At 47.0% G+C, this 13,655-nt stretch carries 16 protein-coding genes; 6 read left to right on the top strand and 10 right to left on the bottom strand.

What is annotated here, in order from left to right; translation table 11 throughout:
* Positions 1-706: FtsH protease activity modulator HflK (gene hflK / locus VST71_07510; protein MEC4685562.1), on the bottom strand; the 706-nt coding region annotated here is incomplete at its 3' end.
* A 262-nt stretch (positions 707-968) separates the two neighbouring features.
* Here hflK and VST71_07505 point away from each other — a divergent pair.
* The 6 genes from VST71_07505 to VST71_07480 are packed head-to-tail and all read left to right on the top strand — an operon-like array spanning position 969 to position 5,364.
* The gene (locus VST71_07505; protein MEC4685561.1) at positions 969-1,250 is read left to right on the top strand and encodes an ATP synthase subunit I; all 282 of its coding nucleotides are present in this window, start codon (positions 969-971) and stop codon (positions 1,248-1,250) included.
* Positions 1,247-1,915, top strand: a complete 669-nt coding sequence (locus tag VST71_07500) for a F0F1 ATP synthase subunit A (GenBank protein ID MEC4685560.1) — start codon at positions 1,247-1,249, stop codon at positions 1,913-1,915. The genes VST71_07505 and VST71_07500 overlap by 4 nt, the downstream gene beginning before the upstream one ends.
* Positions 1,916-1,933: 18 nt before the next feature.
* Complete coding sequence (locus tag VST71_07495) at positions 1,934-2,200, top strand: F0F1 ATP synthase subunit C (protein ID MEC4685559.1); 267 nt, start codon at positions 1,934-1,936, stop codon at positions 2,198-2,200.
* 4 nt (positions 2,201-2,204) lie between these two features.
* Complete coding sequence (locus VST71_07490) at positions 2,205-2,951, top strand: F0F1 ATP synthase subunit delta (protein MEC4685558.1); 747 nt, start codon at positions 2,205-2,207, stop codon at positions 2,949-2,951.
* Between the two features lie 41 nt (positions 2,952-2,992).
* Positions 2,993-4,504, top strand: a complete 1,512-nt coding sequence (locus VST71_07485) for a F0F1 ATP synthase subunit alpha (protein ID MEC4685557.1) — start codon at positions 2,993-2,995, stop codon at positions 4,502-4,504.
* A gap of 2 nt (positions 4,505-4,506) precedes the next feature.
* Positions 4,507-5,364, top strand: a complete 858-nt coding sequence (locus VST71_07480) for a FoF1 ATP synthase subunit gamma (protein ID MEC4685556.1) — start codon at positions 4,507-4,509, stop codon at positions 5,362-5,364.
* A 31-nt stretch (positions 5,365-5,395) separates the two neighbouring features.
* Here VST71_07480 and VST71_07475 read toward each other — a convergent pair whose 3' ends face one another.
* The 9 genes from VST71_07475 to VST71_07435 all read right to left on the bottom strand — a co-directional run.
* On the bottom strand, positions 5,396-5,827 hold the full coding sequence (locus VST71_07475; protein MEC4685555.1) for a DUF2062 domain-containing protein: 432 nt from the start codon (positions 5,825-5,827) through the stop codon (positions 5,396-5,398).
* Positions 5,814-6,803 (bottom strand): thiamine-phosphate kinase, encoded by a 990-nt coding sequence (thiL, locus tag VST71_07470; protein MEC4685554.1) that lies wholly within the window; start codon positions 6,801-6,803, stop codon positions 5,814-5,816. The genes VST71_07475 and thiL overlap by 14 nt, the downstream gene beginning before the upstream one ends.
* A 50-nt stretch (positions 6,804-6,853) precedes the next feature.
* Positions 6,854-9,331 carry an endopeptidase La gene (gene lon / locus VST71_07465; protein MEC4685553.1) on the bottom strand — a complete coding sequence of 826 codons (2,478 nt, stop codon included), beginning with the start codon at positions 9,329-9,331 and terminating at the stop codon, positions 6,854-6,856.
* 2 nt (positions 9,332-9,333) lie between these two features.
* A complete protein-coding gene (locus VST71_07460) occupies positions 9,334-9,714 on the bottom strand; it encodes an Hsp20/alpha crystallin family protein (GenBank protein ID MEC4685552.1) in 381 nt (126 codons plus the stop codon).
* 6 nt (positions 9,715-9,720) lie between these two features.
* On the bottom strand, positions 9,721-10,611 hold the full coding sequence (galU, locus tag VST71_07455) for a UTP--glucose-1-phosphate uridylyltransferase GalU (GenBank protein ID MEC4685551.1): 891 nt from the start codon (positions 10,609-10,611) through the stop codon (positions 9,721-9,723).
* Between the two features lie 283 nt (positions 10,612-10,894).
* Entirely contained in the window at positions 10,895-12,097 is a 1,203-nt protein-coding gene (gene argJ / locus VST71_07450; protein ID MEC4685550.1) for a bifunctional glutamate N-acetyltransferase/amino-acid acetyltransferase ArgJ, read from the bottom strand.
* Positions 12,098-12,255: 158 nt separating this feature from the next.
* Positions 12,256-12,645 carry a cytidine deaminase gene (locus VST71_07445; GenBank protein MEC4685549.1) on the bottom strand — a complete coding sequence of 130 codons (390 nt, stop codon included), beginning with the start codon at positions 12,643-12,645 and terminating at the stop codon, positions 12,256-12,258.
* Between the two features lie 6 nt (positions 12,646-12,651).
* A complete protein-coding gene (locus VST71_07440; protein ID MEC4685548.1) occupies positions 12,652-13,365 on the bottom strand; it encodes a tetratricopeptide repeat protein in 714 nt (237 codons plus the stop codon).
* A 13-nt stretch (positions 13,366-13,378) separates the two neighbouring features.
* Positions 13,379-13,655 (bottom strand): transaldolase family protein (locus tag VST71_07435; protein ID MEC4685547.1); only part of this gene is annotated, 277 nt, incomplete at its 5' end.

Below are 13,655 nucleotides of genomic sequence, written 5' to 3'. Positions count from 1 at the left end.
TGTATTCGGAGAGGGCCTGATTAATTAATTTTTCACGCTCCTGCTGGGCTTCGTTGACCTCATTGAAGGCAGGTTTTACAGATTCGGGGGGATTAACATCCTGAAGCACCACCTGTTCTACTTTAATCCCAGTTTCATACTGATCGCATAATTCCTGAACTTTTAAGGTAACAGTGCTGGCAATTTCCTGACGACCGACGGTTAACACCTCGTCCACCGTACGGTCACCAACAACCTCACGCATTACTGCCTCATTGATATCACGGAATGTCCCCACGGAGTTTCTTATACGAAACAGGAATTTGTAAGGGTCTTTGATACGGTATTGCACGATCCATTCTACTTCAGCAGCATTAAGGTCGCCTGTTAACATCAAGGACTCCTCCTGATATTTTCTGGATGAATACTCGGTCCTGATTCCGGGCTTGGTTGTTCGGAAACCAAGTTCGAGCTTTAATTGCCGTTCGACAGGCACCTTGTACACCTGTTCGATTCCAAAAGGCAACTTGAAGTTTAACCCGGGATCGGCTGTGCGGACAAATTTTCCAAACCTGAGGACAACTCCGACCTCTTCCGTATCCACCGTAAAGTAGGAAGAAAACAGAAAGACCACGAGCAGGATTGCAGCCACGGCCCCAATAATCGTTTTAACATTGATATTGGGCGGCCGGAAATCTTTTAGATCAAACGGTACTTTTTGCTCCATAAATCGTTACCTCCTCTTAATTTGTGAAATTTGTTGTTAACCATGAAATGAGAGTGAAAATTGATTAGAATTTGCTTTTCATCCTCCCGTGAAGGGAGAACGGCTGCTTTTCTCTGAAACCGCCTTCTGTTATGATTTGATTTGTACATTCAATTGTAACTGTCCACTGAGCTTTTGTCAATGTTCCGATATAGTCTGTCAAGCCAAAATAGAAATGTCCGGTTTATATCAATAAGGAATAAAAGATGATATAATTATTTGTATGGAAACCTTTGCGTTCATGTCCCTGGGCATTGTTTCAGGTCTCCTTTACCACGAGCATCTCTGGCAGCAGGTAAGCAGGGCCGGCAGCGGGAAAAGGCATTCAGTCTTTTATAATTTCTGGACACGGTATCTTATGCTTGCTGCGGTCATGTTATTTGCAGCTAAGGCAGGAGGGAATAGTCCCCTTTTTTTGCTTCTCGGTGTGTTGATCGGCCGGCCACTCTACCTGTATATATTCAGAAGGAGGTTTTTCAGGTTAAGAGGGGTGCCGGAGAGGTGAAATTCGATATATTTTCAGAAGTTCTCTTCAGCGTTGGCCCTGTGGAGATTACAGAGGTGGTGGTGACCACCTGGGTTGTAATGCTTGCACTTGCCTTGTCAGGTTATTTCCTGACCAGGGGGCTCACCGTATGGAATCCAGGAAAGAGACAGCTTGTACTTGAGGCCGTCTATCAGGCAATCTCCGACACCATCAGGGATGTATTGCAGAGGGACCCCTGGGAATTCGTTCCCCTGATAGGGGGAATGTGGTTATTTATAGCATCATTGAATCTTGTAGGTCTTATCCCCGGACTCCATAACCCCACGAGGGACTTGTCAACCGCCTCAGCCCTGGCCTTTATCTCCTTTATGTCGGTTCACTATTACGGAATAAAACATCAGGGACTGAAGGGGTATCTTCAGCATTATACAAGGCCTGTCTTTATACTCCTGCCCTTTAATGTTTTTGGTGAGCTTTCAAGGTCACTCGCCATGGCGGTCAGACTCTTCGGGAATATGCTGAGCTGGGAGATGATAGTTGCGATACTGCTGCTGCTCGTGGGGTTTCTTGTCCCTGTGCCCCTGATTTTATTAAGCATTGTCGGTGACGTTATCCAGGCCTATCTGTTTGGTGCATTAACTCTTGTATTTATTGCCGGGAGCATAAAGGCAACGAAAATCTAAGATATCAGGAGGTGTGACATGGACGCAGTCAGCATAGTTGTAGCTGTTTCAATCCTGACGGCAGGTCTGACCATTGCCATCGGTGGCTACGGACCCTCAAGGGGAGAGGGAGAGGCCCTGACAAAGGCGATTGAGGCGATAGCAAGACAGCCGGAGGCTACCAACCAGATTATCAGAACCCTGTTTGTCGGCATGGCCATGGTGGAATCCGTTGCCATTTATTCGCTTGTAATCTCCCTGATACTTCTCTTTGCCAATCCATTAATATCACTGGTTATGAAATAGGGGCATGTTTAATTTCTGGACATTCATATTTGAGATTTTAAACTTTATTGCCGTGGTCTATATCCTTTACAGGGTGCTCTTCAGACCTGTAAAGAATATCCTGCAGCAGAGGGAAAGAGAGATAAGGACGGTAAGGGATGAGATTGAAAGAACACAGAAGGAGGTGGCTCAACTCAGGGACGAGTATGAGAATGGTCTTAAAGAGCTTGAGAAGGTAAAGGCCGGTTATCTTGAAGATGCAAGGGTGGAGGCACTGAAGGAGAGGGAGAGGATTATAAAGGAGGCGATGGAGGAGATAGAGACCGAGAGAAAAAAGACCGTCAGGTTCATCAGGCAGGAGAAACTGAGGGCCCTTGAAGAGATAAAGGAACGGGTTATTTCATTATCGGTTGAAATGGCCGGCAGACTGATGTCGGATATCTCGGACGACCTGCTGCAGGAAAGGTTGCTGAAGATGGTTCTGGAGAGGCTTGAAAACCTTCCGCAGGAAGAAGTGCAAAGGCTCTCGGAGGTGGTGAAGGACGGCAGTTGCCGTACAGAGATATACTCTGCACGTCCGCTGAGCAGCGACCAGATAGAGGAGCTAAGGTCTTCCTTGCAGGAGATACTGAACTGCCGTATTAATCTGGTTGAGCGTCAGGACACTTCCCTGATTGCAGGAATAAGGCTGAAGATAGACGGGCATATTTTCGATGGCACCCTGAGGGGTAATCTTGATGCCATTGCCGAGAAGCTGAAAAAAGAAAGCTGAGCCCAAAGCTGTTTTATCGCTGGAAAGGATAATGGATTTCCATGGAAGAGACGCTAAATATTAAGGAGCTGCTTGAATCTATTGAGAAGGAAGTACGTAAGCTCAGGTTCGATGTGCGTATTGCACAGGAGGGTGTTGTTGTTGATATTGGTGACGGTGTGGCCAGGGTTGAAGGTCTTCCGGATGCCGGCTACTATGAGCTGCTGGGTTTTGAAGAGGATATTCACGGAATAGTCTTCGGGATGGACAGAAGATTTATTGATGTTGTGATCCTGGGTGATTATTCTCTTGTAAGTGCCGGCAGCAAGGTGGGTCTTACCGGCAGGGTGGCTTCATTGCCTGTAGGAGAGGAACTCCTTGGCCGTGTAATAGATCCCCTTGGCAGCCCCCTTGATGACCTTGGGGAGATAGAAGAGCGGCTGCATTATCCGATTGAAAGAGAGGCACTTCCCATAATAGAGAGGGATTTTGTCCGGGAACCCCTGTACACAGGCATAAAGATAATAGACTCCATGCTCCCCATTGGACGAGGGCAGAGAGAGCTTATCATTGGTGACAGCGGTACAGGCAAGACATCCATTGCCCTGGATGCCATTGTTAATCAGAAAGGTGGCGATGTCATATGTGTTTATGTGGCTATAGGTCAGAAAAAGGCACAGATTGCAAGGGTCATTGAAGACCTGCAGAGGCATGACTCGATGAAATATACTGTTGTTGTGGCCGCGGATGCGGATACTTCACCTGCAATGAGATTCCTTGCCCCATATTCAGGATGCGCTGTGGCTGAATTCTTCATGGACAGCGGCAGGGATACCCTTGTGGTGTATGATGATCTTACAAAACATGCCAATGCCTACAGGGGGCTTTCCCTTTTGCTCAGAAGGACCCCGGGCAGGGAGGCCTTTCCCGGAGATGTTTTTTACATCCACTCCAGGCTCCTTGAACGGGCTGCAAGGCGGCATGACTCCATTGGAGGCGGCTCCATCACAGCCTTGCCGATAGCAGAGATGTATGCGGGCAGGATATCGGGTTATATCTCTACAAACCTCATCTCTATAACCGATGGACAGATAGTGCTTGACCGGGGGCTCTTCAACAAGGGGGTTTTGCCCCCCATTGACGTCAGGCGCTCCGTGTCACGTATTGGCGGCAAGACCCAGGTGGCTGCCATGCGAAAGGTGGCCGAGAAGTTAAAGCTTGATTACGCACAGTTCCTGGAGGTTGAGATATTCACCCGGTTCGGTGCACGGGTTGAAGAGAAGACTGCCAAACTTATCAGAAGGGGCCAGCGGCTGAGAGAGGTTTTAAAGCAACCAAGATACTCCTCGCTGAGCCTCTTTGAACAGGTCATGTCCTTCTTTATCCTGAATGAGGGGTATCTCGATGATGTTGCACTTGAAAAGGTTCATGGCTATATCCCGGCACTCCTTAAAGAGATCAAAAAGGAGGGTGGCAGGCTTATTGAGGACATACAGACATCAGGAGACCTTACGGAATCTCATCAGATTGAGTTAAGGTCCCTGATAGAGAAGGCATTGGAGAGGGTCCACTGAACATGGCAGGGTCACTTGAGCTGGAACGTAAAATTGAGAACCTGAAGACGATTCATGAGATTGTCAACTCCATGAAGGCGCTTGCCACCCTTACGGTCAGAAAGGTTGAGAGACTGCTGCCAACAATCAGGATGTACAATGACCATGTCCATCAGTCCATGGGAGAGATACTGTATCATTTTCCATACCTCGCGGAGGTATCAATTCCTGTTGGCAGGAAGACCGCATATGTGGTTTTCACCTCTGAACAGGGCCTCTGCGGAACATTTAATGAGAGATTGCTCGATTACTGTCAGGGTCTGCAGGATATCTCAAAGGCTGTTTTTATAATTTCAGGAAAGAGGGGGCAGGACGAGGCATTCTCAAGGGGCTTGCCGGTAATAAAGGCACTAAAGGGTCCGGTGAGTGTTGACGGGATAGATATAAAGGTAATGAACCTGACCGTTGAGTTATATGAACTGTACAGGAAGGGTTCCTTTGACGAACTATCCGTGATATTTGCATTTCACAGGAGGGTCGGTGAATACAGGATCATAAGTAACAGGGTCCTTCCCCCGGATTTGGGAAAGTTTGCAAAGAGAAAGGCAAGTATAAAAGAGCCCCTTATTTATATGAATCCTGAGGATGTAATTGAAAGGCTTGTTGAGGAGCACCTTCTTATATCGCTTTACAGGGCCTACGCCGAAAGCCTTGCAAGTGAGAATTCAAGCAGGCTCAGGAGTATGGACTCTGCGGTTCAGAATATAGATAAGAAGATGGATGAGCTCACCACTCTTTACAACTACGTCCGGCAGGAGGAGGTTACGGCAGAGGTGATTGAGATTATCAGCGGGTATGAGTCTTTAACCGGGGAGGATTGAAGATCTTCATCCCTCCATCCCTCCATATATTTTAAACCTCCCTCATGCGTTTCAGTATGTAATAGACAAACAGGTAAGAGAGGGCGCCTGCTATCAGGCCGAAGACGATGGTGCCCACAAAGAAGGGCAGGATGAGTTCCCTCAGTATACTGAAGATATTGATGATGGTTATCTCTTTAAAATTTGTCTGCGAGAGTGTGTTTTCATGTCCGGTCATCTTGATTCCCATCCATGTGGCAAAGCTGTAAATGGGAATGATGGTAAAAGGGTTTGTTACAAAAGCACCTGCAAGTGTTACCAGTTTGTTCAATTTTAAAACAGAGGCAAAGGCTATGGCCATCAGGGTGTGAAGCCCGAGAAAAGGCGAAATCCCGACAAAAATCCCCACGGCAAAGGCAAGGGCGATCTTCTCAGGTGTCTCCTTGACACTGAATATTATTCTTAACCTGTCACTGAAAGACAAAGTGCTGGTACCCTTCCGGTCTTATTTCTTCCTCAGAACCATCTTTTCTGATAATATACAAGCCCCTGTCCATTATCTCTCCTATCTCCGTAAACATGGAGAGTTGCTTGCCGGATGTAAATAGCTGCTGATAATCCTCCCCTCCGGAGGTTATGAATCCGTAGGGGGCCTTGCCAAGGAAGGCTGAAACCTCCCTGAGGGCCTCTGTTACGGGTATCTTCTCTTCGTAAAGTCTTACACCGACAGAACTCTCCCGGCAGAGCCTTGTAAGGTCAAGGAAAAGCCCGTCACTTATATCTATCATGGAGGTTATATATTCCAGGCATTCAGAGACCCCGCATGCTTCGGGCAAAAGGAATCGCTTCAATACCGGCTCTACGCTCTCCCATTTCAGTGAGAGGCGCAGCTCTTCACCACTTTCCAGACTTACAGAACGACCGAGTCTCTTAAGGAGTTCCAGTCCGCACGATGCCTCTCCAACAGGGCCTGAGAGATAAACCCTGTCTCCGGCAGAGGCGCCTGACCTTCTGATAACCCTCTTTTCCGGCATGCCCGAAATCGTGAGTGAAACAGTAAAGGAGGATCTGCTCCCTGTAATATCTCCTCCTACCAGGTCCAGTCCGTACCTCTTTATCCCAGATGAAATGCCCTCAAGAAAGTTATCAAAAAAACCATCTTCAGTATCAGAAGGGATTGTCATGTTCAGAAGGGACCACCTCGGTCTTCCTCCCATTGCAAATATATCGCTTACATTGGAGGAGATGAGTTTGAAGCCAATCTGATAAGGTGTAACGAGGGCAAGATCAAAGTGTATCCCCTCGGTCATGGTATCAGTACTTATAAGCAGTGTGTGGCCCTGAATGTCCAGGGCTGCTGCATCATCACCTATGCCGACAATTACGTCCTCAGAGCTGGAAGTAAAACGTTTCCTCAGCCTCTCCAATACTTCAAGCTCACCGGCATCTCCAAGTTTCATCTCTTTTTTTCGTTGTAATTATTCAGAGCACTCTCATAGAGGAAGAATAATTACTTCTTTCTTTTTTTTGCCGTAGCAGTCTTTGTCTTCCCGGTTGCAGCTGTTTTTCTTTTTTTGATTGCAGTAATTTTTGTCTTTCTGGTTGCAACAGCCTTTGTTTTCCTGGTTGTCGTGGCCTTTTTCTTTGGCTTTAACGCAACCTTAAGCACATCATCCACCTTGTCAACAAAGATGACCTCTACATTCTTCTTCACATATTTGGGGATATCCTCAAGGTCGTTCTCGTTTCTCTTGGGTATGATCACCTTGGGAATACCCATCCTTTTGGCTGCAAGGATCTTCTCCTTGAGCCCGCCGATCGGCAGCACCCGTCCCCTGAGTGTCACCTCTCCGGTCATGGCTATCTTCTTATCCACAGGTCTGCCGGTAAAGGCAGATGCTATGGCCACTGCCATCGTGATACCGGCAGAAGGTCCGTCTTTTGGGATTGCTCCGGCAGGTACATGGATATGGATGTCGGTCTTTGAGAAGATGTCCTCTTTTATTCCCAATGTTTTTGCCCGTGAACGGATATAGCTCAGGGCAGCATGGGCAGATTCCTTCATTACATCGCCTAACTGACCGGTGAGCGTCAGGTTGCCCCGGCCCTTCATCGTTGTTGCCTCAACATATATTATGTCACCACCGGATTCCGTCCATGCAAGGCCTGTGGATACACCGATCTCGTCTTTTTCCATCTCTTCCTCGGGAAGATATTTTGGCGCTCCGAGGAATTTATGAAGGTTCCTTGCCGTTATGATAAACCTCTTCTTCTTTCCCTCGGCAATCTGTTTGGCTACCTTTCTGCAGAGATTTGCGATCTCCCTCTCAAGGTTTCTCACCCCTGCCTCGCGCGTGTACTGAGAGATTAAGAGCCTGAGACCCGAATCCGTGACATTCAATATCTTTTCAGTAATGCCGTGTTCGTCAAGCTGCTTGGGGATGAGGTAGTTTATGGCAATCCCCAGTTTCTCCTCTTCCGTATAACCACTCAGATAAATAATTTCCATCCTGTCTTTTAAAGGGCCCGGGATGGTATCCATCATATTACCTGTGGTTATGAACATGACGTTTGAGAGGTCAAATGGGACACCGAGATAGTGGTCCACAAAGGCATTGTTCTGTTCAGGATCCAGTACTTCAAGCAATGCTGATGAAGGGTCTCCACGGAAATCCGTTCCTACCTTGTCTATCTCATCAAGCATAAACACAGGATTATTGGTTCCGGCCTGTTTGATTCCCTGTATAATCCGTCCGGGAAGTGCCCCTACATAGGTGCGTCTGTGTCCACGGATCTCAGCCTCGTCCCTTACACCTCCAAGGGACATCCTTACGAATTCCCTGCCGAGGCTTCTTGCTATTGAGCGGCCGAGAGAGGTCTTTCCAACACCCGGCGGGCCGATAAAGCAGAGGATGGGGCCCTTCATCTTTGCCTTCAGCTTCCTCACGCTCAGATACTCAAGTATACGTTCCTTTACCTTTTCAAGGTCATAATGGTCTTCATCAAGGACCTTTTTGGCCGCCTTGATGTCCAGGATATCCTTTGTTGATTTGCTCCAGGGTATTTCAACAAGCCAGTCAAGATAGGTCCTGACAGTAGCTGCCTCAGCACTGTCGGGGTGCATCTTTTCAAGCCGTTTGAGCTGTTTCTCGGCCTCTTTCAGCACCTTTTCAGGCATTTTGGCCTCTTCTATCTTTTTCCTGAACTCGTTTATTTCTTCTGCCCGTTCATCTATCTCTCCAAGCTCACGCTGTATCGCCTTCAGCTGTTCCCTGAGAAAATACTCCCTCTGGGTCTTGTCTATCTCTCCCCTTGCCTCGGTCTGGATCTTCTGCTGTACAAGGAGGAGCTCTATCTCCCTGCCCAGTATCTCACTGACACGTTTAAGTCTCAGAACCGGGTCTGATATCTCGAGGATTTCCTGAGCCTGCTCTGTCTTCAACCCGAGGTTTGATGCAACAAGGTCGGCAAGCCTTCCAGGGTCATCAAGGTTCTCGATTACCACCATGATATCCGGCAGTATAGTCTTGCCCAGAGAGACTGACTTATCAAGCTGCTCCTTGACCGTTCTCATCATGGCCTCTATTTCAATAGTCATTTCAGCGGGTTTTGTGTCCTCTATCTTTTCAATCGTGGCCTCCAAGTAGTTGTCCTTAACATCCATATCCAGGACCCTGGCCTTTGAGAGACCCTGGACGAGTATCTTTACCCTGCCGTCGGGGAGCTTAAGCATCCTCATTATGAGCCCTACGGTTCCTGCCCTGTAAAGGTCCTCTGGTAATGGATTTTCAACACTCAGGTCTTTCTGGGTCAGGAGCAGTACCATCCTGTTTGTATTGAGAGAGTGGTCAATAGACTTGATGGACATCTCTCTCCCCACGAAGAGGGGTATTATCATGTAAGGAAAGACAACAATATCCCTTACAGGCAGAACGGGTAAGGTATCGGGAATCTCGATCTCTTTTTCATCTTTTATCGGATCAACCATAATTACTCCTTTTCTATTTCTATTTTTATTTTATAAACCCTGTCTTTCGGTTTAGGCAGAGTCACTGTAAGTACACCGTCAGAGTATGTAGCCCTGCCATCAGCCGGATTGACCGGTACCGGTATGGGGAGAATCCTCCTGAAACTATCAAACTCTCTCTCCATGCAGATGTATATACCAGACCTTTCACTAATGGGTTCTCTTTTCATTCCTTCAATTATAAGTAAATTATGATAAACCTTTATCAGTACATCTTCTGTTTCTATACCAGGCAGGTCTATGACAAAGACAACAGCATTTTTGTTTTCATAGATATCTACAGGAGGATAGTCCTTCCTGGTCTCAGTCTTTAAATAGAAAACCTCTTTGAGGAGATATTCCATGGCAATTTACTTTTGATTGTCTTCTTTTCTTATCTTCTCTGCAACCTGAATAATATATTCCCTGAACTTTTCAGCGACATTGGAGCTTTTCAGTGCAAGGTCGACAGTTGCCTTCAGGAATCCGAATTTATCACCGGCGTCATATCTTTTGCCCCTAAAGACAAACCCGTAGACTGACCTTTTCTTAAGAAGTATCTGCAGGGCGTCGGTGAGCTGATATTCTCCCCCCCTGCCTGGCTTCATGGTTTCAAGTATCTTGAAAATATCAGGTGTAAGGATGTATCTGCCTATTATAGCGAGATTGCTTGGTGCATCTTCAGGCCTTGGTTTTTCAACGAAGTCCGTTATCCTGTAGAGGTCTTTACCCTCCACCGTCCCTTCTATAACTCCGTATCTATGTATTTCCTCCCTTGGCACCTCTTCAAGTGCCACAATAGGGCAGTCAAGCTCATCATAGAGGTTTATCATCGTCTTCAGTAATGATTCCTGAGGGTCTATAACGTCGTCACTCAGAAGCACAGCAACAGGTTCATTCTTCACAAAAGGTTTTGCCCTGAGTATGGCGTGCCCAAGCCCGAGAGGTCTCCCCTGGCGTATATATGCAAAGTCAAGGTGACTTAGTCTGTTTATCATCTCCAGCAGTTTCTTCTTGCCCTTTTGCTTCAGGTCTTCTTCAAGTTCATATACAATGTCAAAGTGGTCTTCGATACTCCTTTTGTGTCTGCCGGTGACAATTATGAACTCATTTATGCCGCATGCCTCCGCCTCTTCTACAGCATACTGTATCATAGGTTTGTCTACAATCGGAAGCATTTCCTTGGGAGATGCCTTTGTGGCCGGTAAAAACCTTGTTCCAAGTCCTGCTGCCGGAAGTAATGCCTTGATGACTGGGCTCATATTTCCTCCATTAGTTTCTGAAAGTAGTCTTTATCACACTCTAAAATTTTATATTAACCGGAGACACCGGGATGAAGTAAATTCACCACGACCTTCGTCAGCCCGTCTGCTTGCCGGCCACTTTGTGCCTGTCTCTCTGTTTGTTCCTGCGTTCTGCTGGAGGTTTAGTCTTTATTATAACAAAATGTGGGCTTTACTATCTATGGCAGTCGAGAGTCTTCAGGGAGAGTCTGTCTTTCAATTTAAAGATTAAAAGATGGGGACTCCGGCCGGACCTGCTCTCTCATGTTCGGTATGCTGCATTGATCCTTAAGTATTCCTCGGTAAGGTCACACGTATATACCCTTTCTGCCCCTGTTCCAATGTTGAGATTGATCTCAATGGTAACCTCATTATTGTGCCGCAAAGCTTCTGAGGCATCCACGTCCTTTCCTGTTCCCAGCCCGCCTCTGACGAGATTTATTCCATTGATTGATATATCAACAGAATCCTCCCTGATAAATGCCCCGGAATACCCAAGGGCGGCCATGATTCTGCCCCAGTTGGCATCCCTGCCATAGATGGCGGTCTTTACCAGTGGAGACTTTGCAACGGAAAATGCCGCTTTTTTTGCATCTGAGTAGTTTTTTGCACCACGCAGTTTTATAGTAATCAGTCTGGTTGCTCCCTCTCCATCCCGAACAATCATCCGTGAAAATTCATCCGTCAGCTCAAAGAGCGCTTCCCTGAACTTTTTGTAACCTGGAGAGTCTTCCGTCAGCGGGCTGTTCCCGGCTGTGCCGTTAGCCATTATCAGGACTGTATCATTCGTGCTCATGTCACCGTCAACGGTTATAAGATTAAAGGTCCTCTCCGTTGCTTCTTTCAATGCACGTTTGAGGGCTTTCTTCTCAATCGCCAGGTCTGTAAGCAGGAAGCAGAGCATTGTGGCCATGTCCGGAGAGATCATGCCGGCACCTTTGGCTACACCTGACAGTATGGCCTCGGTTCTTCCGATTTTAATCTTTCTTGAGCTGACCTTCGGGAATTTGTCTGTTGTCATTATTGCCCTTGCAACGTCTTCCAGGCCGGCCCCGGCAGTTTCCGTTGTGAGGGCCTTCAGACCCCTCTGTACCCTATCCATTGGCAGGGAGGTGCCGATAACACCTGTGGATGCGATGAGTACATGCTTTTCAGGTATGTCAAGTCTTCTTGAAATTTCCCTGCACATGGTTTCTGCATCTCTCATTCCCCTCTGCCCTGTACAGGCATTCGCGTTTCCGCTGTTTATTACAATTGCCCTTCCGGTTCCTGACCTTACCTTTTTTATATCCAGAACAACAGGGGCCGCCTTCACCCTGTTTGATGTAAATGTGCCGGCAACAACGGCCTCACTTTCGGAATATATCAGGGCCATATCGGTCCGGTCCTTATATTTGATGCCTGCACCGGCAACTGAGAATTGATAGCCGGAGGGAACATCTATGGTCTTCTTATTACTTATCATTTGCCGTTTTCCATTCCATTTTTTGTCATTCCGGACTTGATCCGGAATCTATTCTTTTCCTTCTGAAACTTAATGAACAGACTTTTTTTCAGACAGGATGAACAGGATGAAACATTTTCTGTTTAACTTATCAGTTGTCATTTACTGCTTACCGCCAACTATTTTTTAAAAGCATGGGGCAGAAGCTCCTCTATTGAATATTTTTTTATGCCTTTTTTGCCTGCTACAAATATTTCGGCGTCTGTTGCAAATTCGTAGATTATCTGTCTGCAGGAACCGCAGGGGTAACAATAACCCTCCATGTTTGAGACGATCATGATTGTCCGGATATCCTTCACTCCATCAGAAACGGCCTTAAGTATGGCCACCTTTTCGGCACACTCGCTCAGCATAAGGGAGGGGTTTTCAATGTTGCAGCCGGTATATATCTTATGCTCAGTCGTGAGCAGTGCTGCCCCGACCCGGAACCCGGAGTATGGTGCAATTGCGTTCTTCATGGCCTTTACGGCCTCACGGTAAAGCTGCTCCATATACCTGTTTGTTTCCATCCTTTTTCAGTAACGGAGAATCTCGATCAGGTTGACATAATCCTGTTCCTCATCCATATCAACAGCCTTCAGTTTCTGTCTGATCAGCTCTTTTTCTGCTTTTTCCCTGTCTCCTTTAAAAACGGAATCAAGTTTGATGGCCTCGGTAAGTGCCTCGGAGGCATCACCATATCTGGCCAGGGCATTGTAGCAGAGTGCTAATCCATAGTAAGGGGCATTATAGCCCGGTGCCCGTTTGATGGCTCTTTTGTACGCGCGTATCGATTTGTCAAAATCACCTTTCCTGTAATAAACCTTTCCAAGGTTGGTAAAGGCCGTTTCCGGAGTTGGATACAACAGGTTATCCAACGCCTTCCGGAATGCCTTGATAGCCTTATCCCATTGCCTGGTCTTCATATAGACCACGCCGAGGTTATTATATGCCTCTGAATATTGCGGATCTATCCGGATTGCTGCCTTAAAAGCCTCCTCAGCTTTTTCCGTATTTCCGAAATAACGGTATACGATACCAAGGGCATTATGTACCCTTTTATTCCCTGGATTAAGTTCTACGCTCTTCTGTAACTCTACAAAGGCTGCCTGCATCTGACCTCTTTCCAGATGAGAAATGGCGAGTTTAAAATGAGCCTCTGCCTCATTCCGTCTCGCCTGCCATGACGGCGTTGCACAGGAGATGAGGAGGAAGAGGGTAACAGGTATGATTAAAATCCAGGTTCTCATAATAGTTTCAAGGTTAACAGGTCCCTGTCCTTTTTTGCCCGGCAATCAGATTAAGCAGTGCATCAAAGGATTCGGTAAAGAGCCTCACCCCTTCATCCTCGAGTTCCTTTGTAACCCGGGCAATGCTGATTCCCTGTTCGTCTATTGACTGAAGGGTTGCTATCACAGCTTCAATATCCGCGTCAATAGTCCGGCCAACCTTTCCATGGTCTTTAAAAGCCCTCCAGGCGGCATCGGGCATTGTATTGACCGTACCGGGGCCTATAAGTTCCTCAACATACAGGACATCA

The sequence above is a fragment of the Nitrospirota bacterium genome, from assembly GCA_035873375.1.
Lineage (GTDB): Bacteria > Nitrospirota > Thermodesulfovibrionia > Thermodesulfovibrionales > JdFR-85 > BMS3Bbin07.
The sequence above is the reverse complement of the archived record's forward strand: the minus strand, read 5'-3'. Positions and strand labels throughout refer to the sequence as shown.

Coding starts and splice junctions, on each gene's coding strand:
- argJ (MEC4685550.1), bottom strand. CDS start 12,097: ATGATAAGTAATAAGAAGACCATAGATGTTCCCTCCGGCTATCAATTC.
- VST71_07445 (MEC4685549.1), bottom strand. CDS start 12,645: ATGGAAACAAACAGGTATATGGAGCAGCTTTACCGTGAGGCCGTAAAG.
- VST71_07460 (MEC4685552.1), bottom strand. CDS start 9,714: ATGGAATATCTCCTCAAAGAGGTTTTCTATTTAAAGACTGAGACCAGG.
- galU (MEC4685551.1), bottom strand. CDS start 10,611: ATGAGCCCAGTCATCAAGGCATTACTTCCGGCAGCAGGACTTGGAACA.
- VST71_07440 (MEC4685548.1), bottom strand. CDS start 13,365: ATGAGAACCTGGATTTTAATCATACCTGTTACCCTCTTCCTCCTCATC.
- VST71_07495 (MEC4685559.1), top strand. CDS start 1,934: ATGGACGCAGTCAGCATAGTTGTAGCTGTTTCAATCCTGACGGCAGGT.
- VST71_07505 (MEC4685561.1), top strand. CDS start 969: ATGGAAACCTTTGCGTTCATGTCCCTGGGCATTGTTTCAGGTCTCCTT.
- VST71_07485 (MEC4685557.1), top strand. CDS start 2,993: ATGGAAGAGACGCTAAATATTAAGGAGCTGCTTGAATCTATTGAGAAG.
- lon (MEC4685553.1), bottom strand. CDS start 9,331: ATGGTTGATCCGATAAAAGATGAAAAAGAGATCGAGATTCCCGATACC.
- thiL (MEC4685554.1), bottom strand. CDS start 6,803: ATGAAACTTGGAGATGCCGGTGAGCTTGAAGTATTGGAGAGGCTGAGG.
- VST71_07490 (MEC4685558.1), top strand. CDS start 2,205: ATGTTTAATTTCTGGACATTCATATTTGAGATTTTAAACTTTATTGCC.
- VST71_07480 (MEC4685556.1), top strand. CDS start 4,507: ATGGCAGGGTCACTTGAGCTGGAACGTAAAATTGAGAACCTGAAGACG.